This window comes from Pseudomonas shahriarae (assembly GCF_014268455.2).
Taxonomy (GTDB): domain Bacteria; phylum Pseudomonadota; class Gammaproteobacteria; order Pseudomonadales; family Pseudomonadaceae; genus Aquipseudomonas; species Aquipseudomonas shahriarae.
In genome coordinates this window covers 3,091,243-3,117,707 of the sequence record NZ_CP077085.1, presented here as the reverse complement: position 1 = coordinate 3,117,707, position 26,465 = coordinate 3,091,243, and the positions used below count along the sequence as shown (strand labels likewise).

Genomic DNA, 26,465 nt, shown 5'->3' with positions numbered 1-26,465 from the left:
GCCAGGCGATTCACGGCTACAATGCGCGCCTCAACCGTGACAAGCCTGACTAAAAAAACTATGTCCTTGCCCAAGCATCATCTGGAATTGCTCAGCCCTGCCCGCGATGTCGCCATCGCGCGCGAGGCCATCCTGCACGGCGCCGACGCCGTGTACATCGGCGGCCCAAGCTTCGGTGCGCGCCACAACGCCTGCAACGACGTGAGCGAGATCGCCCAACTGGTGGAATTCGCCCGTCGTTACCACGCCCGGGTGTTCACCACCATCAACACCATCCTGCACGACGACGAACTGGAGCCGGCCCGCAAGCTGATCCACCAGTTGTACGATGCCGGCGTTGATGCGCTGATCGTCCAGGACCTGGGGGTGATGGAGCTGGATATCCCGCCCATCGAGCTGCATGCCAGCACCCAGACCGACATCCGCACCTTGAACCGGGCCAAGTTCCTCGACCAGGCCGGGTTCTCCCAGTTGGTGCTGGCCCGCGAGCTGAACCTCCAGGAAATCCGCGCGATTGCCGATGAAACCGATGCCGCCATCGAGTTCTTCATCCATGGCGCGTTGTGCGTAGCGTTCTCCGGGCAATGCAATATTTCCCACGCGCAAAATGGCCGCAGCGCCAACCGTGGCGACTGCTCCCAAGCCTGCCGCCTGCCCTACACCCTCAAGGATGACCAGGGCCGCGTCGTGGCCTTTGAAAAGCACCTGCTGTCGATGAAAGACAACAACCAGAGCGCCAACCTGCGCGCTTTGGTAGACGCCGGCGTGCGCTCGTTCAAGATCGAGGGCCGCTACAAAGACATGGGTTATGTGAAGAACATCACCGCCTATTACCGCCAGCGCCTGGACGAGATCCTCGAAGACCGCCCGGACCTGGCTCGCGCTTCCAGCGGGCGTACCGCGCATTTCTTCCTGCCAGACCCGGAAAAAACCTTCCACCGTGGCAGCACCGACTACTTCGTCAGTGACCGCAAGATTGATATCGGCGCCTTCGACACCCCAACCTTTACCGGCCTGCCGGTAGGTGTCGTGGAAAAAGCCGGCAAGCGCGACTTGCAGGTGATCACCCATGAGCCGCTGTCCAACGGCGATGGCCTCAACGTGCTGATCAAGCGTGAAGTCGTGGGTTTTCGCGCCAATATCGCCGAGCCTAAAGGTGAGTTCGAAGAAGACGGCGAAAAGCGCTACCGCTACCGTGTCGAGCCCAACGAAATGCCGGCGGGCCTGCATCAACTACGACCGAATCACCCGCTCAACCGCAACCTCGACCATAACTGGCAGCAAGCGTTGCTCAAGACCTCCGCCGAGCGGCGGGTTGGCGTGTCGTGGCAGGCCACCCTGCGCGAAGACCAATTGCAACTGACCGCCACCAGTGAAGAAGGCGTGAGTGTCTGCACCACCCTGCCCGGCCCGTTCGGCGTGGCCAACAAGCCGGAACAGGCGCTGGACACCTTGCGCGACCTGCTTGGCCAACTGGGCACCACCCAGTATCACGCCACCGCAATCGAGCTGGACGCCCCCCAGGCGTTTTTCATTCCCAACTCGCAACTCAAGGCCCTGCGCCGCGACTTAATCGAAGCGCTGACGGTTGCGCGTGTCGAGGCCCACCCCCGTGGTGGTCGCAAGGCCGAAACCACACCGCCGCCGGTGTACCCGGAGTCGCACCTGTCGTTCCTGGCCAACGTCTACAACCAGAAGGCCCGCGACTTCTACCATCGCCATGGCGTGAAGTTGATCGATGCGGCCTACGAGGCCCACGAAGAAACCGGTGAAGTGCCGGTGATGATCACCAAGCACTGCCTGCGTTTCTCCTTCAACCTGTGCCCCAAGCAGGCCAAGGGCGTGACCGGCGTACGCACCAAGGTCGCACCGATGCAGTTGATTCACGGCGACGAAGTACTGACCCTGAAATTCGACTGCAAACCGTGCGAAATGCATGTGGTGGGCAAGATCAAGGGGCATATCCTCGATCTGCCGCTGCCGGGCAGTGGTGTGCAACAGCAAGTCGTGGGGCATATCAGCCCGGCGGACTTGCTCAAGACCATTCCCCGCGCACCACACTGAGTCCCCCTCTGTAGGAGCTGGCTTTGGCTGGCTCCTACAAGGGGCGCTTAGCATGAGAGGGCGAAACATCCGACTTCCAGCGCCACCACCATCCCCGCTGCAACCCCGCCGCAGCCAGCAGAATCGCCGCAACACCCAGCCATTGCGTCCAACCCAGACGATGCCCATAGGCCATCCAATCAACCAGGATCGCCGCAATCGGGTAGATGAACGACAACGCCCCAGTCAATGCCGTCGGCAGTTTTTGGATCGCGCCATACAGCAGCACATACATCAGACCGGTGTGCACCATACCCAGTGTCAACAGCGCCGCCCAGGCATCAACCGGTGCTGAAAGGCTGTGCCATGAAACCAGTGGCACCAACAGCACCGCACCGGTACTCACTTGAATCAGCGCCAGCAGATGGGGCGGCACAGCCTTCAGGCGCTTGATAATCAGTGCAGCGATGGCATACAAAAGAGCCGCGCCCAGCGCCTGAGCCACGCCCCACAGGTATTGATCACCGCTGCCCTGCTGCTCGCCATGGGCGGTGACGATAGCCAGCATGCCCATGAATGACACGCTCAGCCACGCCAGCTTCTGTACGGTGATTTTCTCGCCAAGCAACAGCGCCGCGAGGATCACCAGCATAAATGGCTGAACGTTATAGACCGCCGTGCTGATGGCAATCGACGCCTTGGCATAGGACGCAAACAGCAACAGCCAGTTACCCACGATGGCCACGCCGCTCAACATGGCCCAGCCGAGTGTCGAATAACTCAACCAGGCACTGCGCAGATACCCCAGGTGCCAGCACACCAGCAACAAGGTCAAGGCGCCAATGACGCAACGCCAGAACACCACCTCAATGACCGGCACCCCAGACACCAGCACAAACCAGCCGATCGTGCCGGAGATCAGCATGGCGCCAACCATTTCCCATGAGCCGCGACGTATGGATTTGTCCATGATTAAGCTCCTCGAATGAGGCTAAATTATGGCAATCTGCGTCGATCAGGCTCCAGCGCCTGAGAAAGGCCAATGGCGGTGTTTGCCTATTCTTATTAGGCAAAAATTCAGGTTTACCTAAGGAGCCCAGGATGATTGACGTTATCGACCAGCAACTGCTCGCTGCCTTGATGGACGACTCGCGTTGCTCGCTCAAGACCTTGGCCGGCATAACCGGCCTGTCCTCGCCCAGTGTCGGCGAGCGCTTGCGCCGCCTGGAAGAGCGCGGGGTGTTGAAGGGCTATACCGTGGAGGTCGACCCCAAACATTTTGGCTACTTGCTGCAAGCCATCGTGCGCATCCGCCCCCTGCCCGGCCAATTGCAGGAGGTTGAACGACAGATCCAGGCGATCCCGGAATTTACCGAGTGTGACAAGGTGACCGGCGACGACTGCTTTATCGCGCGGCTGCACGTGCGCACCATGGATCAGTTGGACACCTTGCTTGACCGCCTCAACGGCTATGCCGAAACCAACACCGCCATCGTCAAGAAAACCCCGGTCAAGCGCCGGCTGCCGCCGTTGGCAGGTGGGTGATACCAGAGTTGATGCACGCTCCTCTCGCTTTGGATCACATAACAAGCTGGCTAACTGATGCGGCGCTGACGCTAGGCATCAGCACTGCCTTCGTCAGCCACCTCTTCCTCCTCGATCAGCGGCACTTGCGCATCATCCATCAACGATCCGGGGTCTTCATTGCCCGGATCATTGATCGGTTCCTCTTCGGCTGGAATATGCATGGCCTTAGCCGCCCGGGGTATCAATGTCAGCGTCGGTCTGCGGCTTGGGCTCGCGCTCTGGCTTGAAGTCCGGGCTGTACTCATTGTCCCTGGCCACCTTGTCGGTAGCGGGTTGCGGGTCCTTGGGGGCGGCGGCTGCGGTGCCGGGAGCGGGCACTTGGCGAGTCTCGTCATCGATGGCCGGATCGTTCCTGCCGCTGACGTGTGGGTCTGGGCTGTGACGGGTGCTCATGGGAACCTCTTTATCCGATGGTGTAAGGTTAAGGTGCCGCACTGGTGGACGAAGTTCAGTCCGGATGACCTGTACTGATCAATGGTCACGCCCCCGGATTGTCCACCTGGATATAGAACGCAAACGCCGCCAGCAGTATCCAGAACACCATGAACAGCCACGGCGTGCGCACCGAAAACAGCAAGGACTTGCGATAACCCTTGTGCGACGACTCGGTCTCGCAGAACAACGGTGACTCATCGTAGGCCAGGCCCATCACCGGCTCGCTGCGCAACAACTCGCTTTGCTTGAAGTGCCAGTGATCAATGATGTCGTAGGCTGCGCGGATGCCCGGCCAGGCATTGAGCGAGCTGAACACCCCGAGCATCGACAACAGCAGCGGAACCACCAGGGTAAACAGCTTGCCCCACTCCGGGTTGAGGTTGCCCATGCACGACACAAAGGCAATCACCAAAAACGACTGCGCCGTCAGGTAGGCATCGGTGCGGTTGGCGAGGATGGTGGTTTCGTACTGGATTTCCCGGCGATAGAAGTCCAGCCGGTCCTTGGGCGAACCGAAAATCTTGGCGTTGTGTTCGGTGTGGTCAGTCAGCGCCGATTCCGGGCTGTGCGGGGAGATGATTCTGGGCACAATCGTTGATCCTCAGAGTGCTTAATCTCCTTAGAAGAACCGCCCATGGCCGAAGTTCAGGTCAATCGCCTGCACCGTTATAGGGCGCAGACTGCGCATATCACGCACTGCACTTGCGCAGGCTGCTCCAGTAACGGGCTGATACACCGTGTAATCCCAATAAACGCGGTTCCGGCACAGCCATTGCTTTACTCCTGTAATCCCCTGCCTGCCCAGGTGAACACAGGAGCAACTGTTACCCCCCGACTCAGAGCCGACTCCAAAAGAAAGTAAGGACCCGGTCCGTTGGCGCCAAAAGCCACGGGCTCATAACAATGCGTTTTCTAAAGCGGCAGTGCCTGCAGCCTTTCACCCGGCACTGACAAGGTAATTGGAATGGCTCGATCTTTCTTTGATGAGATGAATGACGCAAACGGCGTATGCCGTGCGCACTACCAGGATTTTTCCCGCTGGCTGGCCAACACCCCGCCGGAACTGCTGGCCCAGCGCCGCCGTGAGGCCGACCTGCTGTTCCACCGCGCCGGCATCACCTTCACCCTGTACGGTGACGAGCAGGACACCGAGCGCCTGATCCCCTTCGATATCATCCCGCGCAGCATCCCCGCCAGTGAATGGAGCGTGATCGAACGCGGCTGTATCCAGCGGGTCAATGCGTTGAACATGTTCCTCGCCGATATCTACCACGACCAGCGCATTATCAAGGCCGGGATCATTCCCGCCGACCAGGTGCTGGGCAATGAAGGCTATCAGAAGGCCATGGTCGGCCTGGACCTGCACCGCAATATCTACTCCCATATCTCCGGTGTCGACCTGGTGCGCGATGGCGATGGCACCTACTACGTCCTCGAAGACAACCTGCGCACCCCCAGCGGCGTGAGCTACATGCTCGAAGACCGCAAGATGATGATGCGCCTGTTCCCGGAAGTGTTTGCCAAGCAGCGCATCGCGCCGGTGGATCACTACCCCAACCTGCTGCTCAAGACCCTGAAAAGCGCCAGCCGCCTGGACAACCCCAATGTCGTAGTACTGACCCCGGGGCGCTTTAACAGCGCGTTCTTCGAACATGCGTTCCTGGCCCGGGAAATGGGGGTGGAGCTGGTCGAAGGTGCCGACCTGTTCGTGCACGACCTCAAGGTGTTCATGCGCACCACCGACGGCCCGAAAGCCGTGGATGTGATCTACCGGCGCATCGACGATGCCTTCCTCGACCCCCAGGCGTTCAACCCCGAATCCATGCTCGGCGTGCCTGGCCTGGTGGCCGCCTACTGCGCCGGCAATGTGGTACTGGCCAATGCCATCGGCACCGGGGTGGCCGACGACAAATCCATCTACCCCTATGTGCCGGAGATGATTCGCTTCTATCTGGATGAAGAACCGGTGTTGCAAAACGTGCCGACGTTCCAGTGCCGCAAACCTGAAGAACTGTCCCATGTACTGGCGCACCTGCCCGAGCTGGTGGTCAAGGAAACCCAGGGCTCCGGCGGCTACGGCATGCTGGTGGGCCCAGCCGCCTCGGCGGCCGAGATCGAGGACTTCCGCCAACGCATCAAGGCCCGGCCCCATGCCTATATCGCCCAGCCAACCTTGAGCCTGTCGACCTGCCCGACCTTTGTCGAAAACGGCATCGCGCCACGGCATATCGACCTGCGTCCGTTTGTGCTGTCGGGCAAGGAAACCCGCCTGGTGCCAGGCGGCCTGACCCGGGTGGCATTGCGTGAAGGCTCATTGATCGTCAACTCGTCGCAAGGCGGCGGAACCAAGGACACCTGGGTGGTGGAGGGCTGAGTATGCTGAGTAGAACCGCCGCAGATCTGTATTGGATGTCGCGCTACCTGGAACGCGCGGAAAACCTGGCGCGCATGCTGGAGGTCAGCTACTCGCTGTCGCTGATGCCCCAGGCCGGGCGCAGTGATGGCCTGGACGAACTGGCGATGTCGCTGCTCAGCAGTGGCACCCTCGACAGCTACCTGGAGCGCCATCAACAACTGGACGCCGAGCGCATGCTGCACTTCTTCGCCCTCGACGAAGAAAACCCGGCCAGTATCTACAACTGCCTGCGCGCCGCCCGGGGCAATGCCCATGCGGTACGTGGGCGGATCACCGCCGACATGTGGGAAAACCTCAACGCCACCTGGCTGGAAATGCGCAGCATCGCCGCCGGCGGCCTGGCGCGCCATGGCATCAGCCACTTCTGTGACTGGGTCAAGCAACGCTCGCACCTGTTCCGAGGGGCCACGTCCGGCACCATCATGCGCAACGATGCCTATCGGTTTATCCGCCTGGGTACCTTTGTCGAGCGCGCCGACAACACCCTGCGCCTGCTGGATGCACGCTACGAGATGTTTGGCGAAGAGTCCGAAGAAGTCAGCGACCTGTCCGCCCGCGGCTACTACCAGTGGAGCGCTCTGCTGCGTGCCTTGTCGTCGTTCGAGGCCTACACCGAGCTGTACCCCAATGCGCTGAATGCGCGTTCGGTGTCGGAACTGCTGCTGTTGCGCAGCGACGTACCGCGCTCGTTGCATGCATGTATCGAGGAGTTGAGCCATATCCTCGCCGACCTGCCGGGCAGTTACGGCCGTACGGCCCAGCGCTTGGCGGCCGAGTTTGAGGCGCGGCTGCGTTACACCGGTATTGATGAGATTCTCGAAGAAGGCTTGCACAGCCGGCTGACCGAATTTATCGACACCGTGCGCGAACTGGCGCGGGCGATCCACAGTTCCTACCTGGAGGTGGTTTGACCCCCCATATCCCGCTGTAGAGGTGGGCCCGTTATAGCCATAGGTATCTATTTTTTTAGTGTTTCTTGGGTTTGTGTACATATCCGTTGCTGCGGTTACGGCGGCTATTGGTTCCGCCCTTACGGCGGCTCACTTTTGTAGAGCGCAAAAGTAAGCAAAACACTCTTGCCCCACCACTCGGTGCCTCGCCTAGGCTCGGCATGCCCGCAGTCAGGCATTGCTCCGTGGGCCCGCCGCGATCGGCCATCCATGGCCGTGTCGCGGCTACCCCGGCATCCATGCCGGGGTGCCCACTGCGCAATACCTGCCTGCGGCCATCGTGGTTTAACGGGGCGCCTAAGATCAAGATCAAAAGCCAGATCAAAAGCAGAGCAACAGCAACAGCAATCCCAAAGCGCGAAACTGCATTCCCTGTGGGAGCTGGCTTGCCTGCGATGGCGGTGTATCAGTCGATAAATGTATTGGCCGGTACACCGCCATCGCAGCGATGCGGCGACCCGACAATCCCGCTCCCACAGGTGTGGTGTTTGCTCCAGACATATAACTGTCAGTTTGGATCATTGATCCCACCTCGCGGCGGCTCTTATGGTTGTTCGACACTCATAAGAACAGGTACAAACCATGTCCGACGCTCTGCAATTATCCACCCCGGCCGCCCATACCCTGAAACGCTGGCACACCATGCTGGCCACTGCCGATCTCAAAGCCCTGCCCGAACTGCTGGCGCCGGAGGCGGTGTTTCGCTCGCCCATGGCGCATACGCCCTACCCCGGCGCGCCCGTGGTGTCGATGATCCTCAACACCGTGTTTACCGTGTTTGAAGACTTCCAGTACCACCGCGAACTGGCCAGCGCCGACGGGCACAGTGTGGTGCTGGAGTTCAGCGCGCGGGTGGGCGACAAGCAGCTCAAGGGTATCGACCTGATCCGCTTCAACGAACAGGGGCAGATCATCGAGTTTGAGGTGATGGTCCGCCCCCTGAGCGGGCTACAGGCTCTCGGTGAAGAAATGGGCCGACGCCTGGCGCCGTTCCTGGCCAAGGCCAAGGGTTGATAGTCAACGCCCGAGGAATTCCAGCAACCGGGCGTTGACCTGCGCCCCTTGCTCCACCTGGATCCAGTGCCCGCAGTTGGCCAGTACCTGCTGTTCCAACTGCGGTACCACCTCAGGCATGCGCTTGAGCGTATGCGCCTCGAATACCCCCACCGGATCGCGGTCGCCGATCAGGAACAGCGTCGGTTGTAACACCTGCCGCCCGGCCAGGAACTCGGTGCGCTGCCAGTTGCGCTCGAAGTTGCGGTACCAGTTCAACGGCCCGCGAAAACCCTGGGCGAAGGTTTGCACATAGATCTCCAGGTCGTGCTGGCTGCACCAGGCCGGCAAGGCGCCCGGCAGCGCGACACCCTCGAGCAAGGTGGCCGTGGCCGGCTTTTGCTGCAGGAATACATCCTGGTCCTGCATAAACAGGCGCAAGGTGCGTTCGATGTCCGCTTCCAGCTCCTGTTCGGCCACGCCGGGCTCCTGGAAGTACAGGATGTAGTTGAACCGCTCGGCGTACAGCTCGCGCATGATCTCGATCACCGGCCTGCGGGAGCGACCGGCAAAGGGCACCGACATTGTGACCAGGGCGCGGATGCGCTGCGGTTCCAGCAAGGCCAGGTGCCAGGCCACCACGGCGCCCCAGTCATGACCGACCATCGCCACCCGACGATGCCCGAACAGGTCCATGGCGCCCTGGATATCTGCGCACAGGGTCAGCAGGTCGTAGTCAGCAATGTCTGCAGGGGCACTGCTTGGCCCGTAGCCGCGCATCTGCGGGACGAACACCCGATAGCCGGCTGCCGCCAGCGCCGGTATCTGCAGTCGCCAGGAGTGCCAACACTCGGGAAAGCCATGGAGCAACCACACCGGCGGGCCGTTCTCGGGGCCGGCGATATGCAGGCTCAATTGAATACCGTTGACCTGGATCGTCTGTTGCTCGATAACACTCATCACGCGGCTCCATCAGGGGACTGCTGCAGACTGCCCCACGCAGCACGGCCTGCGCCAGCATCATTGATCGGGCAAATACCTCAGGTCACCGACCACCAGCGCGGCAGCAGTGGCCGCACCTTGGGCTCGGCAAAACGGTCATCAATCAGCATCACTACCCCCTGGTCCTGCCGGGTGCGAATAACCCGGCCGGCCGCCTGCACCACCTTCTGGATCCCGGGATACAGGTAGGTGTAGTCATACCCCGAACCGAAGATCGCGCCCATGCGCAGCTTCATCTGCTCGTTGACCGGATTGAGCTGCGCCAGGCCCAGGGTGGCGATAAAGGCCCCGATCAGACGCGCCCCCGGCAGGTCGATACCCTCGCCGAACGCCCCGCCCAGCACGGCAAACCCCACGCCCTGGCTATGCTGGGTGAACTGCTCAAGGAAGGCCTGGCGCTCGGCCTCGGCCATGCCCCGTGATTGATGCCAGGTCGGGATCGCCGGATGCCGCTCGGCCAGTAATTGCGCCACTTGCTGCTGGTAATCGAAGCTGCTGAAAAACGCCAGGTAGTTGCCCGGGGTACGCGCAAATTGCTCGGCGATCAACGCCACGATGGGCTCCAGAGACGCCTGGCGATGCACAAACCGCGTGGAGATGCGATCGATGATGCGCACCTGCAACTGCGCGGCCTCGAACGGTGATTCGACGTCAATCCACGCGGTATCCGCCGGTAGCCCCAGCAGGTCGGCGTAGTAATGCCGGGGGCTCAGGGTCGCGGAAAACAGCACGCTGCTGCGGGCTGCGGTCAAACGTGGGCGGATAAATTCGGCCGGCACCACGTTGCGCAGGCTCAAGCGCGAGAAGCGGCGCTTGGCCAGCGGGTCGCGCTGGCTGATATCAAAAATAAACTGCTCGTTGAACAGCTCCGCCACCTTGGCGAACTGCAAGGCCTCGAAGTAAAAGCTTTGCAGTTCGCCCGTGAGCGCCTGCGGGTGGTCGTTGAAATACTCGCCCATGGCGCTGGTGCACAGGGCCAGGGCCTGCAACAGCTTGTCCGGTTTGCTGGCATAGGCCTGGTACACCGTGACCTGTTCCTTGTGCAGCGTATTCCATTCACGGTTGAGCCGCTGCAATGGCTTGTGCAAAGGCTCGGGGGCGCTATCGCGCACGCTCTTCAGGGCAAATTGATCAAGGTCGGCGCTGTACATCGCCCGGCCCCGCTCCACCAGGTTATGGGCCTCGTCCACCAGCACCGCGACCCGCCATTGGTTGAGTTGGGCGAGGCCAAACAGCATCGCGCCAAAATCGAAGTAATAGTTGTAGTCTGCGACCACCATGTCGCACCAACGCGCCATCTCCTGGCTCAGGTAATACGGGCACACCTCATGGGCCAGTGCCACTTCGCGCAGCGTGGGTTGATCCAGCAGGCGCACCTTGGCTGCGGCCTCGCGCGCGGCGGGCAGGCGATCATAAAAGCCTTTGGCCAGTGGGCAGGAATCACCGTGACAGGCTTTGTCCAGGTGTTCGCAGGCCTTGTCCCGCGCCACCAGCTCCAGCACCTGCAATGGCAGGTCGGCGCTGGCGTGCAGCACTCGCACCGCGTCCAGCGCCAGTTTGCGGCCGGGGGTCTTGGCCGTGAGAAAGAACAGCTTGTCCAACTGTTGTGGCGCCAGGGCCTTGAGCATCGGAAACACCGTGCCAATGGTTTTGCCGATCCCCGTGGGTGCCTGCGCCATCAGGCAGCGCCCGGTACTGACGGCCTTGTACACCGACTCGGCGAGGGTGCGCTGGCCCAGGCGAAAGTCCGCGTGGGGAAAGGCCAGGGCCCTGGTTGCGGTGTCACGGGCCAGGCGCTGCTGCGCCTGCTGCTCGGCCCAGCCGAGAAACAACGCGCACTGCTGATTGAAGAACTTCTCCAGTTCATCCGCAGGGCACAGCTGGTTGATCACGGTTTCGCGCTCGCTGACGATATCGAAATACACCAGCGCCAGCCCGATCTCAGGCAACCCCAGCTTGCGGCACATCAGCCAGCCATAGACCTTGGCCTGGGCCCAGTGCAGTTGCCGGTGGTTGGCCGGCTGGGCATCCAGGTCGCCACGGTAGGTCTTGACCTCTTCCAGCACGTTGCGATCCGGATCATAACCATCGGCGCGGCCGCGCACGCTCAGCTGTTGGTAGCCCCCTTCCAGCGCCACCTCACTCTGGTAATGCGCGCTACGGCGGGACGCCACCGTGCGGTGGCCGAGCATGCCTTCCTGGGCACTGGGCGAAGGGGTAAACCGCAGGTCGAGGTCACCGACCTTGGCCGTGAACTCGCACAATGCCCGCACGGCGACCGTATAGCTCAAGCGCCCTGCTCCGCCCAGCGGACATAACAGACGGTGACCGGCATCTGGTGCTCGCCACAGAACTCCAGCCAGCGCAATTGGTTGTCCTGCAGGCGGTCGCCCGGGCCTTTGACTTCGATCATGCGATAGGTTTTTTGCGCCGGCCAGAACTGGATCAGGTCCGGCATCCCGGCGCGGTTGGCGCGGATATCCAGCAACAGGCGGTCGAACCAGTGCCGCAGGTGCTCGGCGGGCAGGCAATCGAGGGCCTGCTCGAGCAACTCTTCGCTCAATACATTCCAGAACACAAAGGGTGACTGGATCCCCCATTTTTCGGCGTAGCGCTGGCGGATCGTGGTCTTGTAGCGCTGGTCGTGCAGTTGATCCAGGCAGGCGGCAAACAGTTCGGCGCGGCGCTGCTGGAAGTCCTCACTGTGCAAGTCCACCGGCCCGCGCTGGAACGGGTGAAAAAACGAGCCGGGCAACGGCGCGAAGATCGCTGGCCAGCACAACAGGCCGAACAGCGAGTTGATCAGGGTGTTTTCGACGTAGTGCACCGGCCCCGCGTCATCTCCCAAGTGCGCCTGCACGCAGAACTCCACGGCGGCCAGCGGTTGCGGGAATGGCAGTTCCAGGTCCAGGCGCTGGATCACCGGGGGTTTGGCCTTGGGCAGCGCCGGTTCGCCCAGCTTGCGCCGCAACCGTGGCAGCACCCGCAACAGGTGCTGCTGCTCGGCCGCACTGTGGGGCGCTGCCTGGGCCTCCAGGGCCAGGTCCATGGCCTGGGCGAACGCCTCTTGACGCTCCAGCACCCGGATCAGCCGTGCACGCGCGCCGGGGTAGGCACAATCGCGGTAGATCGCCTCGGCCAGGGCCAGTTCGGCGAGCCGTTCGCAATGCTGGCCGACCTGGAACAGCAGCTTGGCCCGGCGCTTTTCCAGCCAGGGGTTATCAGTGGTCAGCGTGGCGATCTGCGCCAGCACCTCCGCCAACGGTTCACCGGCCTCGAAGGCCTGCTGGCATTGGTGCAGGAACAGCAGGCCAGACACATCGTCGCGATGGCGCAGGCCACGGGATTCGGCACAGAACTCAACCTTTTCGTAGGTGTAGATCCCCAGGTCCGCCAGTACAAACTCCGACCAGTCCTGGTACAGGTTGCCGAAAAACATCAGCCGCAGGCGGTCACACAGGTCCATCACCGTAAGGCTGTACAGCCGGTCGTCCAACTGCGGACACCACTGCGCAAACGTCCGCGGCTCGGTAAATTGGCTGGATAAACCGGGCAGCCAATCGGACTTCTTGCCCCTGGGCTGCTCGATCCACGGCTTGAACGCTTGCAGCACCTCGCCTTTTTGCAGTTGCCCCCACACCTCATCAAGCGCCAGCAGGCCCTGCTCATTCACCCAACCGTGAGCCAACAGTGGCTGCACGGCCACGTCGACCGGGCCGATCTCGAGGTAATTGAGCTTGCTCGCCCGAAAATGCAGGCCCTTGCGCATCACCATGCGCACCAGCAACGCCTGGGCCGGTTGCGGCAGCTGGGCGAACTGCGTAACGAAGCGCTGCTCTTCATCGTCCAGCACATCCGCATAGCGCTGCTCCAGCCAGTCGAGCACTTGCTGGAAATTATGCAGGTAGTAAAACGGGTCTTCGAGGGGATTGGACATGACGGGCACTTGGGCAAACACTGGTTATGCATACAGATTGCCGCTGCCAGGCCTGCGTTGCAATCGCTAATAGATCAGTGGCGCACGCAACTTTTTGCATAAAAGTGATCAGATGGGGGTGGATCCGCGTAACATTTGTTGCCCGCAGCCGTTGAGCACGGGGTTTTCGAAGGATGAGAGTAAGGGTTATGAACATGAAGAACTGGGGCCTGCCGCTGGCTGCACTGACGTTTCTGGCATTGGCCGGTTGCTCGACGCCGACCGTCGTGACCTTGCAGAACGGTACGCAGTACCTGACCACAGACACGCCGAATGCCAAGACTCCCGATGGTTTCTACGAATTTACCGATATCGCCGGCAAGCGCGTACGGGTCAAGGCGGCGGATGTCGCGACCGTGCGCAAGGAAGACTGACCGAATCACCGTAGGAGCCGGCGAACCGGCGCCTACGGTTTGTTTCAGGTAATCACGAACGCCTCCGCCGACAGGCTGCCCAGCCCTACCCCCACCAGCGTCACCGAGTTATCGCCGAAGGTCAGCAGCGTATCGCTGCCCACTGCCTTGGCATGGTCGAGGTAGTTGTACTGCCCGCCCACCCCCGCCACGCCCATAAATACCAGTTTGTCCGTCGACTGGTAGCCCAGGATCCGGTCCTGGCCGAAGTCGCCGTCGAACAGGAAGGTATTGCGCCCGCCACCCGCTTCCAGCAGGTCATTGCCGGCCCCGCCCACCAGAACATCGTTGCCTTTACCGCCGATCAGGTGGTCATTGCCGTCCAGGCCAAACAACCACTGCCCGCTATCGCCGGCCTTGAGAACATTGGCGCCGGCATCGCCCTTGAGCGACGCCGCATAGGCGGTCAGGTCCTTGCCCGCCAGCAACCCCTTGTCGGTCACGCTGTGGGTCACCTCTTTGCTGAACAGCAACAGATAGCTTTCCTTGCTCACTATCGCGCCCATATCGCGGGTCATGCTGATACCGCCTTGGCCGTCGCGGATGTACAGGGTGCCTGCGCCATCGTTGGCCACTTCGACGTTTTTCAGCGACTGCTGCAAGTCCAGGGTGTTGAACCCCTTGCCGCCCAGCAGGATGTTGTAGCCGCCGCCATCACGGAAGGTATCGTTGCCGGCGCGACCTTCCAGGTAGTCGTTGCCCCGGCCACCCTGGATCAGGTCATTGCCGTCGCTGCCGATAATGAACGTACTGCCCTGGTGGGCTTCGGCGTTGCGGTTGAGGTCCTGCACCCAGGTGTTGGCGCGCGCCGGGTCCGACAGATTGGCGACGATGATCGTCGAATCACGGCTGGTCAGGTCATAGAACTTGGATTCGAGGATGCGGCTCATGCCATCGCCATAACCCGTGGGTAAATGGGAAATCCACGTCGGCAGGTTGAGAATGGAAAACGGCAGGATATTCCAGAGCGTCGAGGCGTAGTGGTCGTTGAAGCTGACGATGTTATCGGTGCTGGAGGCATGCGGTTGGTCATGCACCCCGAGGGACGACAGATTGAACGACGAACCGTCGAGGGCGCGATAGACCGGGTCGTTTTCATAACCGATGTTCAACACCTTGTCGCCGCTGCTCTGGGTCGGCGAGGCATAGGCCACGTAGTTGGCGTCCTTATAGAAACCCGCCCAGGTGGTGTTGCTCAAGTCGGCCATGCTGTTGACCGCCAGGCCACCGAGGCTATGGCCGCTGACCAGTACATCCTGGCCACTGAGCCCCTGCGCGCTGGCATACGCGGCGACTTTGCCCAGCAAGTTGCCAAACGCCTGGCCCGCGTAGTTTTTCGCATAGTCCGCAGGGCCGAAGGCTGCCAGCAAGTCGCTGATCACATCGCCGATGGAATCAACAATCAGGTTCTCCCTGGGCCCCGAGGTGCCACGGAAGGCAATGCCGATTTCCAGCAGTTTGCCGGCGTCATCGTATTTGCCCAGGACTTCTACCTGGGCACTGGTATAGCCGGTTTTCTCACCAAAGAAGGTGCCCCGGGCATCGACCTTGCCGCCGTAGTCGAGGGTGCTGGCGCTGATGGGGGTCCAACCGGCCTTTTGCACCGCGTCGAGGGCGGCCTTTTCCGAGTCGGGGTTCCATGGGATACCGGGGATCACGCCCTGGGAGTCGGTGCTGCCCAGCAACGCCTGCACCAGGGTCACCGGCAAGCCAAGCCCCAGGCCATGCTGCTGGTAGCCCACGGCAAAGCCGTTATCCAGGTTGTGGTAGGAGTACAACGTGATCGCCATGGCATCGGCGAACAGTGCTTTGGAGTCCTCGGTAGTAAGGTTTTTGTAGTCGTAGACACCCATGGTATTGCCTCTCTTTTGTTGGAATTGTCGAGAAAGCCAAAACAGTTGGAATGCTGTAACTGTGGGAGCAAACCTGCTCCCACAGTTTGGAGCTGCGGTGTTTAGAAGGCCCAGTCCAGGCTCAAGCCCACACCGTGGATTTTCTCCTTGCTGGCCAGCAGGCCGTTGTAGTCAAAGTTCAGCCGCGCATCCTTGGTCAGCGCCAGGCTGGCCCGCGCACCGACCAACGCCGCATCGCGCACCATCGGCGAGCTTTCCACGGCAAACGCAGTGCTACCCGAAGCAAACGCCAGGTGGCGCTCGGAATCAGTGGCGCTGAGGTTGTGCTGCCAGCCCAGGGTGCCGGAAACGTCGAGGGCCTGATGGTCGGTGACGTTGAAGGTCTTCAAGGCCCGTACGCCCAGGGTGCTGAGCACCAGGTCGCGGGTGTCATCGCCGCCCTTGAGCGCCGCTGCATCGCCTTTCTCGCTGAAGCCATCGCTGTCCAGATGCACATAGGCCAGGTTGGCGAATGGCTCCAGCGCCAGCGGTTGCAGGTTCAGGCGGTAAGCCGCTTCGGTAAAGACCTGGGTGCTGCGGGCATCGACCTTGGCTTTCTGCTTGCCGGCGACTTCGCCGTATTGCAGCTCACGCGTCACATCAGCACGGTGCCAGCTGTAGGTTGCCCCGCCGCTCAGGCGCCAGGCGCCGATGTCGTGACCGGCATAGGCGCCAAAGTGGTAACTGTCCACCGATGCCCGCGAATGGGTGCCATCGCCCATGTTCAGCGAGGTATCGCTGTAGCCCGCGACCAGGCCCAGGCGCGTGTTTTCATCCAGCGCACCGTCCACACCCGCCAGCAGGCCGCCGATGGAGGTGGTGTAGCCCGCCGTATCGCTGGCGCTGTCGGTTTTACCCCAGGCGCCGAGGGCCTTGATCCAGACGTTGCCACGCGAGTCGAGGGTTTGCGCTGAAGTGCCCATTTCCCCCTGCTGCAGGCGCTCGCCTACGGCTTCACGCAGGTAGCGGTTGTCGTTGACCAGCGCGGTTTCCAGGGCGGGGTAGATTTCCCCCGACAACTGTTGGAACGCCCCTTGCGCCGAGGCCGCACTCGGCGCCAGCAGCAGGCTTTCATACACCCCGTTACCTGCACCCAGTTGCTCGGCAGCCGCCGCCACCGCACGTTGGTTATCGGTCGCCGCGACGCTGGCGAAGCTGTTGGCCGTGCGCGCGACATCCAGTTGCACGCCGTTGGCGCCATAGTTCAGGTTGCCGCCGACAAACAGGTAATTGGGCAGTACCGAGGCAAAACTACCGGTAATCCCCCCGGCCGCCTGCAGAATATTGTACTGGCGACCAATCAGGCTTTGCGCTTCGGGCTGGCTAAGCAAGGTCGGGCTGTTCTCCAGGGCCAGGGTCACAGTGCCGCCGTTGAGGGTCGCCTTGCCACCGGCGACGATGCGGTCGCTGCTGGTCGTGGACAGCTCTACCGCATAGGTGGAGCCCGCATCGAAATTGACATCCCCAGCCACATTCAAGGTGCCGATGGAGTTGCCCGGCGCGACCGTACCGCCGCTTTTCGCGTTTAGCGCGCCGATGCTACCGGCCCCGCCCAAGACCCCGCTGTTGCTGACAGTGACCTGCGATGTAAGCGAGCCATTGACCGCCAGCAAGCCTTGATTGACCAGGGTCGGCCCGCTGTAGGTGTTGCTGCCGGTCAGCACCAGTGTGCCGATGCCCTGCTTGGTCAGGCCGCCGTGACCGGAAATGTTATTGCTCCACACGTCCCGCCCGCAGTGCACATCGGTGCACAGGCGCTCGGTGGGCTTGCCGGCATCGACCACCGCCCCAACCCCGGGCAAGTCCGCGACAAACTGGCCGCTGCCATAGCCACCGTCGATGCGAAACTCGGCCGGAATATCCTCGGCGGTGATAAACATCCCCGGGCCGTTGACCGCCTTGCCCAGGTTGATCATGCCCCAGCCGTACAGGGAGTCGATGCCCGGTGCGCCAAGGTCGGTGGCGGTGGTCTTGAGCAGCGTGGAAATCTGCTCGCCGCTCATATACGGGAAACGTTCCATCAACACCGCGGCCGCGCCCGCCACATGGGGCGCGGCCATGGAGGTACCGCTTTTATTGTTCCAGCCCAGGTTCATGTTATCGACGGTGGTGCCGACCATCACCGAGCTGTAGATCGCCGTGCCCGGTGCCGATACGCAGATGCTCGCGGCATACCCGCAGCGCGAGGAGAAGGTGCTGATCACATAGGGGTTGGGGCTGTTGACGTCCGGGTTGCGCTGCAACGCCGCCACCGACAGCCAATTGGGTGCGATCTCGGGGACAAAATACGCCAGGCCGGAAATCGCATCGGGGTTGTTCAGGTTGTAGTCGTTGCCGGCGGCAAAGATTGTCAGCACGCCGCTACGCGCCGCATTGATCGCGCCCGAATAAGCACCCCCAGCAGCGGTGCCCAGCAAGGGTTTGATCTGGTCGAACTGCGCCTGCGCCTCGCTGAGGCCGAAATGGGGGGACGCCGGGTCCTTGCCGCCCTGGGCAAACTGATCGCCAATGCCGATGCCCCAGCTGTTGTTGATGATGCGCGCACCATTGGCCACCAGGCTGTCCCAGCCGGCCTGGTACACCGCGCCGTCGTTGCCCAGGATGATCCCGTCTTCGGGGCCGGGGTCGCCGTTCTCGGCGCTGAGGATCTGTGCGTTGTAGGCCACGCCGTGCATCGGCCCACCGTTACGGTCGCCGGCGGCAATGCCACCGACATGGGTGCCGTGGTCGCCCAGCTTGCCATTGGAGCCCTGGGACGGTGTGCCGTCATAGCGGAACGGGTCACCGGCCTTTACCGGGATGTACGGGTCGGTGTACTGGCGGATCCCTTCAGTGACCAGGGTCTGCACCTTGCCCGGGCTGGAGAACTCAGGGTGCAAGGCGTACACAGGCTGGTCGAAAATCCCCAGCTTCACGCCCTTGCCGCTGTAACCGGCGGCATACGCCACATCGGCATTCACCGCCCCCAGGCCCCAGTCGGCCTTGAACTCATTGCTGCGCCAACTGGCGATATCCCCCAGCTTGCCGGTTTCGACGTAGGGTGCGGCCTGGGCGGTACCCAGGCTGGCCAGGCAACACAGCAACGCGCCGTATGGCACGCGACTCAGGGCCTTGAGCGGGTAGCCCGGGCCTGTTGGGATGGCGGAGTGAAACCCTCGTTGTTTTACGTTCACGGTGACCTTCCTTAGTTTCATTGCGTTTGTTGTTCTTTTTGTTGGCGCCGCTTCAGAACTGCCAGTCGAGGCTCAGGCCCACGCCCTGGTTGTTCTCCTTCGCACCCAATTGGCCGCTGTAATCGAGGTTGACCCGCGTGGTCTCGCTCAATGCCAGGCTGGCCTTCAAGCCCACCAGCGCGGCGTTGCGCTGCAACGGCGTGCTTTGCACGGCAAACGATGGGCCGCCGGCAACAAAGGCCAGGTGCTCCTCGGATTCAACCGGTGTCAGGCTGTGCTGCCAGCCGAGCGAGCCGGAGAGTTCCAGTTGCTGGCGGTCATTCAGCGGCACTGTTTTAACGGCGCGCAGGCCCAGGGTGCTCAGGGTCGCGTCGCGGCGATCACTGCCGCGCTGCAGGGCGGCGGCATCGCCTTTTTCATGGAAGCTTTCGCTGTCCAGGTGCACATAGGCCAGGTTGGCAAACGGTTCCAGGGCCAGCGCTTGCAGGTTCAAGCGGTAGGCCGCCTCGGTGAACACCTGCAGGCTGCGTGCATCCAGCTTGGCCTTTTGCTTGGCGCTGACGTCGCCGTATTGCAGGTCGCGCTGCACATCGCCGCGATGCCAGCTGTAGGCGCCGCCCACACTCACGCGCCAGTTGCCCAGCTCACGCCCGGCATAGGTGCCCAGGTGGTAGCTGTCGACATCGGCCGACGAGTGCGTGCCATCGCCCATGTTCAGCGAGCTGTCGCTGTAGCCCGCCATCACGCCGACGCGGGTCTGTTCGTCCCACTGGCCATCGACCCCCAGCAGCATTCCGCCGATAGAGCGGGTGTACCCCGCGTATTCGCTGCTGCTGTCGGCCTTGCCCCAGGCGCCGAGGGCCTTGATCCAGAGGTTGCTTTCGCCGGTCGCCGGCACATGGCGCAGGCGCTCACCGACGGCCTCGCGCACATGGCGGCTGTCGTTGATCAGCATCGCGCCCACCGCCGGGTAGATTTCGCCAGACAACTGCTGGAAGGCCTGGCGCGCGACCACTGCGGAGTCGGCACTCAGCACGCTTTCATACACCGGGTTGCCGGCCCCCAACTGCTCGGCAGCGGAAGCCACGGCAAGCTGGTTGCGGGTCGCCGCGACGCTGGCAAAGCTTGCGTCATTGCGCGCGATAGCCAGTTGCACGCCGTTAGTGCCGTAATCGAGGTTGCCGCCCAGAAACAGATAGTTGGGCAATACCGCAGCAAAACTGCCGGTCACTCCGCCCGCCGCCTGCAAGATGTTGTACTGGCGGCCGATCAGGCTTTGCGCCTGGGGCTGGCTGAGCAGGGTCGGGCTGTTTTCCAGGGCCAGGGTCACGGTGCCGCCGTTGAGGGTAGCCTTGCCGCCCGCGACGATACGATCGCTGCTGGCGTCCGACAGCTCCACCGCATAGGTGGAACCGGCGTCGAAGCGCACATCCCCGGTCACGTTCAAGGTGCCGATGGAATTGCCCGGCGCAATCACACTGCCGCTGTTGGCCTGCAATGCGCCGATGCGCCCGGAACCGCCCAGGGTCCCGCCAGGGTTGACCGTGACCGCCGAGGTCAACGAACCATCGACCTTCAATACACCGCCATTGACCGTGGTCGGGCCGCGATAGGTGCTGTCGCCACTGAGCAGCAGGCTACCGGCGCCGGACTTGATCAGGCTGCCTTGGTAAATGCGCTGGGCCGCCGCCGCATCCCGGGCCATGCCTACCGCGTAGTCGGTCTGCTCCTGCTGGCTGGCGCCGGCGCCAGGACCATTTTCCCAGCCCTTGTCCTGCACGGTCTGTTGCCATGCCAGGTGTTCGGCGCTGTCTTCCGCCTGGCGCTGCAGCAGCGCCTTGTCGGAAATGCCATTGCTCCACACATCGCCCTGCCCGGCCGCCAGATTGACGTCCATGGCGCCCAGTAACTGCCCCGGTCCATGCATCGCCCGGCCAAGGTCCGGCACGCCCCAGCCGACCTTGGCGTTCGGCGCGTCGGTCACCGAACCGTCCAGTTGCGTGGCCGTCGTCAGCAACACCTGCAAGGCCTGCTCGTTGTTCAAGTACGGGTAGCGCTCCATCACCAGCGCCAAGGCGCCCGTGGCATGGGGCGCCGACATCGAGGTGCCGGACTTGACCGCATAACCGCCGCCAGGGATGGTGCTGTCGATCTTCGCGCCGGGGGTGGAGATACACCAGTACTTGGCGATGCCGCACTGGTTGTACTTCTGATTATTGGCCTGATCCAGGCCCGACACCGCTAGCCAGTGGCCTTCCAGCGCCGGCTCAAAGTACGGCAAGGCCGAACGCACGCTGGCGTTGGCATACCCGCTGTTGCCGGCGCTGAACACGTTGATCACCCCGGCGCGGGCCACATCGGCGGCGGCGTCCAGCCAGGTGCCCTGGTTGAAGTGTTGCGCGTAGGCGGCGTGTAGATCACCCAGGGTCTGGTAGCTGACATCCTTGGGCTGGCTGCCCCAGCTGTTATTGATCACGCGTACCCCGGAATCGACCATGGCGCTGTACACCGCCTTGAAGTACTTGGGGTCGGGCGTCGGGCCAAACAGGAAGCTGTCGTTGGCGTTGGTATTGCCCACATAGATCTGCGCGTTGTATGCCACGCCATGCATACCGTTGCCGTCCCGCGCAGCCGCCATGGTGCCGGTGACGTGGGTGCCATGGGAGTCGTTGTTGGGATTCAGCGCGCCGGTGGTGGAAAACGGGCTGCCATCCACGTAAGTGCCGCTGGCGGTCACCGGGTGAAAACGCTGCGGGGAGGCTTCCGGGTGGCTGGCATCAAAACCCGAGTCCAGCGCGCCGATCTTCACCCCGGCACCGCTGATCCCGGCGGCATAGGCTTGATCAGCCTGCATGCGGCCCAGGCCCCAGTCCCTTTGATATTCCGCCGAGCGCCAACTGGCGGGGTCGCCCAGCTTGCCGGCCTCTACATAGGGCGCGGCCTGGGCAGTGCCCAGGCTGGCCAGCCCACACAGCATGACGCAGTGATAGCCTCGTTGTTTCGCGTTCACGGTGACCGTCCTCACTTTTATTGTGTTTTTTATTCAGCGCGGGCCTGGGCCAAAGGCTTCGTCGACCTTGGCCAGGTCGGTGTCGCGCAGGTTGCCCGCGTAGTAATGCAATTTGGTCCAGGCCATCAGGTAGTCGTAACGGGCCTGGGCCAGGTCGCGACGGGTGCTGTACAGCTGCTGCTCGGCGTTGAGGGCATCGAGGTTGACGCGCTCGCCGCCAAGGATGCTTTGCTTGGTCGACACCACCAGCGCTTCAGCCGAGGCCAGGGCCTTTTGATAGGCGCGCAGCTTGCTGACCCCCGACAGGCAGGCGCTGAACTGGCGCCGTAGCTCGATCAGGGTTTCGCGGGTCTTGCCCTCCAGTTCGTACTCGGCCTGCTCCATGGAGCGACTGGCCTGGCGGGTGGACGCCGAGACGCCGCCCCCGGCATACAACGGCACGCTGACTTCAATGCCGATGGTGTTGGTGTCGTAGCGCTGGTTGTAGGTGTTGCCACTGTCGGACTCCTGCTGGCGCGAACTGGCATACGCGGTGATGCGTGGCAGGTGCCCGGCGCGGTTGCGTTCCACCTCATAGCGCGCCACTTCCACGGCCTGGCGCTGGGAGGCCAGGGTCGGGTTGTTGGTCAATGCCAGTTCGTGCCAGCTGTCGTAGTTGGCAGGGGCCAGGGTCAAGGCGGCGAAGTCCTGGTTCAGTGGCGCCAGGTCGGCAATGTCGACACTCTGTACGCCAAGCAAAGCCCCCAGTTCGCGCAGTGACGCGTCCTGCTCGTCGAGCGCCTGGATCTCTTCGGCCGTCGCCAGTTCATAACGGGACTCGGCCTCCAGAATGTCGGTGCGGGTGCCCTCGCCCTGCTGGAACAGGTGCTGGTTCTGCTGGAACTGTTGCTCGTAGGCCTTCTTTTTGGCCCGGGCGATGTCGATCTGGTCCTGGGCGAACAGGGCCTGGGTGTAATAGGTCAGCACCCGCACCAACAGCGCCTGGCTCTTGTCGCGAAAGCTCTCATCGGCAAACAGCGCCTGGGCCACGCCCTTGCGGTAATTGGCATAGGCTTCGTAGTCGAACAGCGGCTGTTGCAGGGTGAAGGTCGAACCGAAACTGTTGTAGTTGCGGTCGTCGTGGTAGTGGCCGCCACGGCCATCGGGCAGGTTGGCCTGGGAGTTGTTGCGGCCCTTGTTGTAGTTGTACGACAGCCGGGGCAACAGGCCGGCGCGGCCGATGGTGCGGTTTTCCAGGCCGGCGTCACGCTCCTTGATTGCGCCGAGGAAGGCTGGATCGTTACGCAGGGCCTGTTCATACACATCGAACGGGCCCATGGCAGCCTGGGCGCCGGTGCAGGCGAGAAACAAGGCGATGAACACAGGCTTCATGCTCATTCCTCGGTCAACGCAGAGCCGGCACGGTCGAGCAGCGGCTTGAACAGGTAGTTGAGCAGCGAGCGCTCGCCCGTGCGCACGAACATCTCGGCGGGCATGCCCGGCTTGATCACCAGGCCCTGGAGTTTTTCCAGGGCGTCATCGCTGACCGTGGTGCGCAGCACGTAATACGGCACACCGGTTTTTTCGTCGAGCAACTGGTCGGCGGAGATCAGGCTCACCTCCCCCGGCACCCGGGGCGTACGGCTCTGGTTGAAAGCGGTGAACAGGATATCCACCGGCAGATCGGTGCCGACCTTGTCCACCAGGTTCACCGGCAGCCGCCCTTCGACTTCCAGGCGCGTGCCCTGGGGCACGATTTCCAGCAGGGTTTCCCCGGCCCGCACCACCGCACCGATGGTGTGCACCCCGAGGTTGACCGCAATGCCATCGGCCGGCGCGTTGATTTCACTGTGTTGCAGGTCAAAGCCGGCGGAGGTCAGTTGCTGCTCCAGGGTCAGGCTGCGCAGTTGCGCGTCGGCCAACTGGCTGCGGACTTCCTTCTGGTACTCCTCGCTGTGCTGTTGCAACTTGAGGCGCGATTCGAGGATGCCCTGCTCCAGGCGCCCGCTTTCGCCGCTGTTCTGCGCCAGGTCCTGTTGCACCTGGGACAGTTGGCGCTGGTACTCCAGCAGGCGGTTGCGCGGGATATAGCCGTTGTCGGCCAAGGGCTGCAGGTTGCCCAGTTGGTCACGCAGGGATTGCGCCTGGGCGCTGAGGTCCGTGCGGGCGCGGCGCATGCCGTTGAGCTGGGCGCTGGCGCCTTCGATATTGGCGCGGATCCCCGATTGCTCGCGGGCAAAGGCCTCGCGCCGGCTGCTGAACAGTTGGCGCTGGCCTTCAAGTACCAGGGCCAGCGCAGGATCGGGGTTGGCACTCAGTTCAGCGGGAAAGGTCACGGCCGGCAAGCTGTCGCGCTCGCTCTGCCAACGGGCGACGCTGGCCCAGGCCATGCGGTACTGGGCTTGCAGGGAATGCACATCGGCCTGGCTTTGGGTCTGGTCGAGGCGAAACAACGGCTGGCCCTGTTTGACCGCCTCGCCTTCGCGCACCAGGATCCGGCTGACCACGCCGGGGCTCAGGGTTTGCACGGCCTTGCGCTTGCCGGACACCACCACCGTGCCCTGCACCGGGATCCCCTGGTCCAGCGGCGCAAGGCTGGCCCAGAGGAAGAATCCCCCAGCGCCAACCACCGTCATCAGCCAGCCCAGGCGGGAGAAAAAGCGCGCATCGCGCTCGGGAAAGGTATGCTCGAGTGGCAGGCTGTTATCGGTACTCATTGGCCTGGATTCCTTGCCGCAGGATATTGACGGTTCAAGCTGACGCCGGCCTTTTCACGGGGGGGCTCCGTGTGGCCGGACAGTGCCCGCAGCACCTCCTGGCTGGGGCCAAAGGCTTGCAGGCGGCCTTCATTGAGCACCAGCAATTTGTCGGCCTGGGCCAGGGCCGAGGAGCGATGGGTCACCAGGATCACGCTGCTGCCCTGGGCTTTCATCTGCATGATGGCGCTGGCCAGGGCGGCTTCGCCTACGGTGTCGAGGTTGGAGTTGGGTTCGTCGAGCACGATCAGGCGCGGCCCGCCATACAGCGCGCGGGCCAGGGCCACCCGCTGTTTCTGCCCGCCGGACAAGCCGCTGCCGTCGTCGCCCAACACCGTGTCGTAGCCCTGGGGCAAGCGCAGGATCAGGTCATGCACCCCGGCTTGCTGGGCGGCCTGCACCACCCGTTCGGGGTCAGCCTGGCGAAAACGTGCAATGTTGTCGGCGATGCTGCCGCTGAACAGTTCGATGTCCTGGGGCAAGTAGCCGATATGGGGGCCGAGGTCGTCGCGGTCCCAGCGATGGATATCGGCGCCGTCCAGGCGCACCGTGCCGGCCAGGGTTGGCCACACCCCCACCAGTACCCGCGCCAGGGTCGACTTGCCGGAGCCGGAGGCGCCCAACACCCCCAGCACTTCACCGGCCGCCAGCTTGAAGCTGACCTGATGCAAGGTCGCCGCCCGCCGCCCCGGCGGCCCGGCGCTGACCTGCTCGAAACTCACCTGGCCCTGGGGCGCCGGCAACGCCATGGCCTGCGCCCCAGGCGGGAACTCCTGCAACAGCTCATCGAGGCGTTGATAGGCCAGCTTGGCCGAACTCCATTGCTTCCACACGGCGATCAACTGGTCAATCGGGCTCAGCACCCGGCCCATCAGAATGGTGCCGGCAATCATCATCCCCGCCGTCATCTGACCCTTGATCACCAGCAAGGCGCCCAAGCCCAGCACAAGGGATTGCAGGAGCAGGCGCAGGGATTTGCTCAAGGAACTGATCACCGAACCGGTGTCGCTGGCCCGGTTTTGCAGGCCGAGGAATTGTGAATGCACCTGGAACCAGCGACTGCGCAGCGCCCCCAGCATGCCCATGGCCTGGATGGTCTCGGCGTTGTGCAAGTGGCTGGTGGCCAGTTGGGTGGACTGCTGGGAGTAGCCGCTGGCTTCGCGCAACGGCTTTTTGGTCAGGTATTCGTTAAGGCACGCCAGGCCGATCAACAGCACCGCACCCGCCGTGGCCAGCACGCCCAGCCACACGTTGAACAGGAAGATCACCAGCAAGTAGATCGGGAACCACGGCGCATCGAAGAACGCAAACAACGCCGGCCCCGTGAGGAACTGGCGGATATGGGTCAAATCCCCGAGCGATTGCCCGGCGTGCCCCTCACCCCGTTGCAGGTTGCGTTCGAAGGCGGCCTTGTACACCTGCAGGTTGAACCGCCGCTCCAACTGGCTGCCGATACGGATCACGATAAAGCTGCGGACGATTTCCAGGGTGCCGATAAAAGCAAAGAAGCCCACCACCATCAGGGTCAACATCACCAGGGTGGTTTCATTCTGCGAGGACAGTACCCGGTCATACACTTGCAGCATGTAAATGGACGGCACCAGCATCAGCAGATTGATCAGCGCGGTAAAGCAACCGACGCTGATCAGGATACTTTTATAATCGCCGAGGGCTTTAAACAGTGGTGCAGTGGGAGTGGTCTTCGCCATGTTGCCTGATCTTCCCTGGACTGAAATACGCGCAATAGTCTGCCGAGCACCCCAAACAATGGGGCGGGCAACTATTTCAATAGTGTTTAATGCGTTGGAAGTGACAGGTCGATAAAGGTCACGACCAACAA

Annotated in this window: 19 protein-coding genes; 6 read left to right on the top strand and 13 right to left on the bottom strand. The window is 62.6% G+C overall.

The window, feature by feature from the left end; genetic code table 11:
- Nucleotides 1–60 precede the first annotated feature (60 nt).
- The gene (locus tag HU773_RS13910; protein WP_128593867.1) at nucleotides 61–2,064 is read left to right on the top strand and encodes a peptidase U32 family protein; all 2,004 of its coding nucleotides are present in this window, start codon (nucleotides 61–63) and stop codon (nucleotides 2,062–2,064) included.
- 34 nt (nucleotides 2,065–2,098) lie between these two features.
- On the opposite strand, the gene HU773_RS13905 is transcribed toward HU773_RS13910, so the two are convergent.
- Nucleotides 2,099–3,013, bottom strand: coding sequence for a DMT family transporter (locus HU773_RS13905; RefSeq protein WP_186626224.1), 915 nt, complete (start codon nucleotides 3,011–3,013; stop codon nucleotides 2,099–2,101).
- Between the two features lie 131 nt (nucleotides 3,014–3,144).
- On the opposite strand from HU773_RS13905, the gene HU773_RS13900 reads away from it, so the two are divergent.
- Nucleotides 3,145–3,588, top strand: a complete 444-nt coding sequence (locus HU773_RS13900) for an Lrp/AsnC family transcriptional regulator (protein WP_057438466.1) — start codon at nucleotides 3,145–3,147, stop codon at nucleotides 3,586–3,588.
- A gap of 71 nt (nucleotides 3,589–3,659) precedes the next feature.
- Here HU773_RS13900 and HU773_RS27555 read toward each other — a convergent pair whose 3' ends face one another.
- From HU773_RS27555 to HU773_RS13890, 3 genes are all read right to left on the bottom strand, one after another.
- Nucleotides 3,660–3,791, bottom strand: coding sequence for a hypothetical protein (locus HU773_RS27555; RefSeq protein ID WP_258571511.1), 132 nt, complete (start codon nucleotides 3,789–3,791; stop codon nucleotides 3,660–3,662).
- Between the two features lie 4 nt (nucleotides 3,792–3,795).
- On the bottom strand, nucleotides 3,796–4,023 hold the full coding sequence (locus tag HU773_RS13895) for a hypothetical protein (RefSeq protein ID WP_081044249.1): 228 nt from the start codon (nucleotides 4,021–4,023) through the stop codon (nucleotides 3,796–3,798).
- An 85-nt stretch (nucleotides 4,024–4,108) separates the two neighbouring features.
- The gene (locus HU773_RS13890; protein WP_186626223.1) at nucleotides 4,109–4,654 is read right to left on the bottom strand and encodes a hypothetical protein; all 546 of its coding nucleotides are present in this window, start codon (nucleotides 4,652–4,654) and stop codon (nucleotides 4,109–4,111) included.
- A gap of 375 nt (nucleotides 4,655–5,029) precedes the next feature.
- On the opposite strand from HU773_RS13890, the gene HU773_RS13885 reads away from it, so the two are divergent.
- From HU773_RS13885 to HU773_RS13875, 3 genes are all read left to right on the top strand, one after another.
- Nucleotides 5,030–6,439: a circularly permuted type 2 ATP-grasp protein gene (locus tag HU773_RS13885; RefSeq protein WP_057959664.1), complete on the top strand. Its 1,410-nt coding sequence runs from the start codon at nucleotides 5,030–5,032 to the stop codon at nucleotides 6,437–6,439.
- Between the two features lie 2 nt (nucleotides 6,440–6,441).
- Entirely contained in the window at nucleotides 6,442–7,392 is a 951-nt protein-coding gene (locus HU773_RS13880; RefSeq protein ID WP_029299950.1) for an alpha-E domain-containing protein, read from the top strand.
- A 621-nt stretch (nucleotides 7,393–8,013) separates the two neighbouring features.
- Entirely contained in the window at nucleotides 8,014–8,445 is a 432-nt protein-coding gene (locus tag HU773_RS13875) for a nuclear transport factor 2 family protein (RefSeq protein WP_120733094.1), read from the top strand.
- 3 nt (nucleotides 8,446–8,448) lie between these two features.
- On the opposite strand, the gene HU773_RS13870 is transcribed toward HU773_RS13875, so the two are convergent.
- The 3 genes from HU773_RS13870 to HU773_RS13860 form a co-directional block, all read right to left on the bottom strand.
- Entirely contained in the window at nucleotides 8,449–9,384 is a 936-nt protein-coding gene (locus tag HU773_RS13870) for an alpha/beta fold hydrolase (protein WP_186625760.1), read from the bottom strand.
- A gap of 80 nt (nucleotides 9,385–9,464) precedes the next feature.
- Entirely contained in the window at nucleotides 9,465–11,717 is a 2,253-nt protein-coding gene (locus HU773_RS13865; RefSeq protein WP_186625758.1) for an ATP-dependent DNA helicase, read from the bottom strand.
- Nucleotides 11,714–13,363 carry a VRR-NUC domain-containing protein gene (locus HU773_RS13860; protein WP_169960305.1) on the bottom strand — a complete coding sequence of 550 codons (1,650 nt, stop codon included), beginning with the start codon at nucleotides 13,361–13,363 and terminating at the stop codon, nucleotides 11,714–11,716. The genes HU773_RS13865 and HU773_RS13860 overlap by 4 nt, the downstream gene beginning before the upstream one ends.
- A gap of 188 nt (nucleotides 13,364–13,551) precedes the next feature.
- Between HU773_RS13860 and HU773_RS13855 the strand changes: the two genes are divergently transcribed.
- Nucleotides 13,552–13,776 (top strand): YgdI/YgdR family lipoprotein, encoded by a 225-nt coding sequence (locus tag HU773_RS13855; RefSeq protein ID WP_057438460.1) that lies wholly within the window; start codon nucleotides 13,552–13,554, stop codon nucleotides 13,774–13,776.
- 44 nt (nucleotides 13,777–13,820) lie between these two features.
- On the opposite strand, the gene HU773_RS13850 is transcribed toward HU773_RS13855, so the two are convergent.
- From HU773_RS13850 to HU773_RS13825, 6 genes are all read right to left on the bottom strand, one after another.
- A complete protein-coding gene (locus tag HU773_RS13850; RefSeq protein WP_186625756.1) occupies nucleotides 13,821–15,668 on the bottom strand; it encodes a polyurethane esterase in 1,848 nt (615 codons plus the stop codon).
- Between the two features lie 101 nt (nucleotides 15,669–15,769).
- A complete protein-coding gene (locus HU773_RS13845) occupies nucleotides 15,770–18,901 on the bottom strand; it encodes an autotransporter outer membrane beta-barrel domain-containing protein (protein ID WP_186625754.1) in 3,132 nt (1,043 codons plus the stop codon).
- 31 nt (nucleotides 18,902–18,932) lie between these two features.
- The gene (gene eprS, locus HU773_RS13840; protein WP_186625765.1) at nucleotides 18,933–21,857 is read right to left on the bottom strand and encodes an autotransporter serine peptidase EprS; all 2,925 of its coding nucleotides are present in this window, start codon (nucleotides 21,855–21,857) and stop codon (nucleotides 18,933–18,935) included.
- A 66-nt stretch (nucleotides 21,858–21,923) separates the two neighbouring features.
- The gene (locus HU773_RS13835) at nucleotides 21,924–23,261 is read right to left on the bottom strand and encodes a TolC family outer membrane protein (protein WP_057959670.1); all 1,338 of its coding nucleotides are present in this window, start codon (nucleotides 23,259–23,261) and stop codon (nucleotides 21,924–21,926) included.
- A gap of 2 nt (nucleotides 23,262–23,263) precedes the next feature.
- Entirely contained in the window at nucleotides 23,264–24,586 is a 1,323-nt protein-coding gene (locus HU773_RS13830) for an HlyD family type I secretion periplasmic adaptor subunit (RefSeq protein ID WP_186625752.1), read from the bottom strand.
- Nucleotides 24,583–26,334 carry a type I secretion system permease/ATPase gene (locus tag HU773_RS13825; RefSeq protein WP_057959672.1) on the bottom strand — a complete coding sequence of 584 codons (1,752 nt, stop codon included), beginning with the start codon at nucleotides 26,332–26,334 and terminating at the stop codon, nucleotides 24,583–24,585. Before HU773_RS13825 ends, HU773_RS13830 begins: the two co-directional genes overlap by 4 nt.
- Nucleotides 26,335–26,465: the final 131 nt, after the last annotated feature.

What these genes read in the sequence shown, in the direction of transcription:
- HU773_RS13910 (WP_128593867.1), top strand. Translation starts at nt 61, where the DNA reads ATGTCCTTGCCCAAGCATCATCTGGAATTGCTCAGCCCTGCCCGCGAT.
- HU773_RS13905 (WP_186626224.1), bottom strand. Translation starts at nt 3,013, where the DNA reads ATGGACAAATCCATACGTCGCGGCTCATGGGAAATGGTTGGCGCCATG.
- HU773_RS13900 (WP_057438466.1), top strand. Translation starts at nt 3,145, where the DNA reads ATGATTGACGTTATCGACCAGCAACTGCTCGCTGCCTTGATGGACGAC.
- HU773_RS27555 (WP_258571511.1), bottom strand. Translation starts at nt 3,791, where the DNA reads ATGCATATTCCAGCCGAAGAGGAACCGATCAATGATCCGGGCAATGAA.
- HU773_RS13895 (WP_081044249.1), bottom strand. Translation starts at nt 4,023, where the DNA reads ATGAGCACCCGTCACAGCCCAGACCCACACGTCAGCGGCAGGAACGAT.
- HU773_RS13885 (WP_057959664.1), top strand. Translation starts at nt 5,030, where the DNA reads ATGGCTCGATCTTTCTTTGATGAGATGAATGACGCAAACGGCGTATGC.
- HU773_RS13880 (WP_029299950.1), top strand. Translation starts at nt 6,442, where the DNA reads ATGCTGAGTAGAACCGCCGCAGATCTGTATTGGATGTCGCGCTACCTG.
- HU773_RS13875 (WP_120733094.1), top strand. Translation starts at nt 8,014, where the DNA reads ATGTCCGACGCTCTGCAATTATCCACCCCGGCCGCCCATACCCTGAAA.
- HU773_RS13870 (WP_186625760.1), bottom strand. Translation starts at nt 9,384, where the DNA reads ATGAGTGTTATCGAGCAACAGACGATCCAGGTCAACGGTATTCAATTG.
- HU773_RS13860 (WP_169960305.1), bottom strand. Translation starts at nt 13,363, where the DNA reads ATGTCCAATCCCCTCGAAGACCCGTTTTACTACCTGCATAATTTCCAG.
- HU773_RS13855 (WP_057438460.1), top strand. Translation starts at nt 13,552, where the DNA reads ATGAACATGAAGAACTGGGGCCTGCCGCTGGCTGCACTGACGTTTCTG.
- HU773_RS13850 (WP_186625756.1), bottom strand. Translation starts at nt 15,668, where the DNA reads ATGGGTGTCTACGACTACAAAAACCTTACTACCGAGGACTCCAAAGCA.
- HU773_RS13845 (WP_186625754.1), bottom strand. Translation starts at nt 18,901, where the DNA reads ATGAAACTAAGGAAGGTCACCGTGAACGTAAAACAACGAGGGTTTCAC.
- eprS (WP_186625765.1), bottom strand. Translation starts at nt 21,857, where the DNA reads ATGCTGTGTGGGCTGGCCAGCCTGGGCACTGCCCAGGCCGCGCCCTAT.
- HU773_RS13835 (WP_057959670.1), bottom strand. Translation starts at nt 23,261, where the DNA reads ATGAAGCCTGTGTTCATCGCCTTGTTTCTCGCCTGCACCGGCGCCCAG.
- HU773_RS13830 (WP_186625752.1), bottom strand. Translation starts at nt 24,586, where the DNA reads ATGAGTACCGATAACAGCCTGCCACTCGAGCATACCTTTCCCGAGCGC.
- HU773_RS13825 (WP_057959672.1), bottom strand. Translation starts at nt 26,334, where the DNA reads ATGGCGAAGACCACTCCCACTGCACCACTGTTTAAAGCCCTCGGCGAT.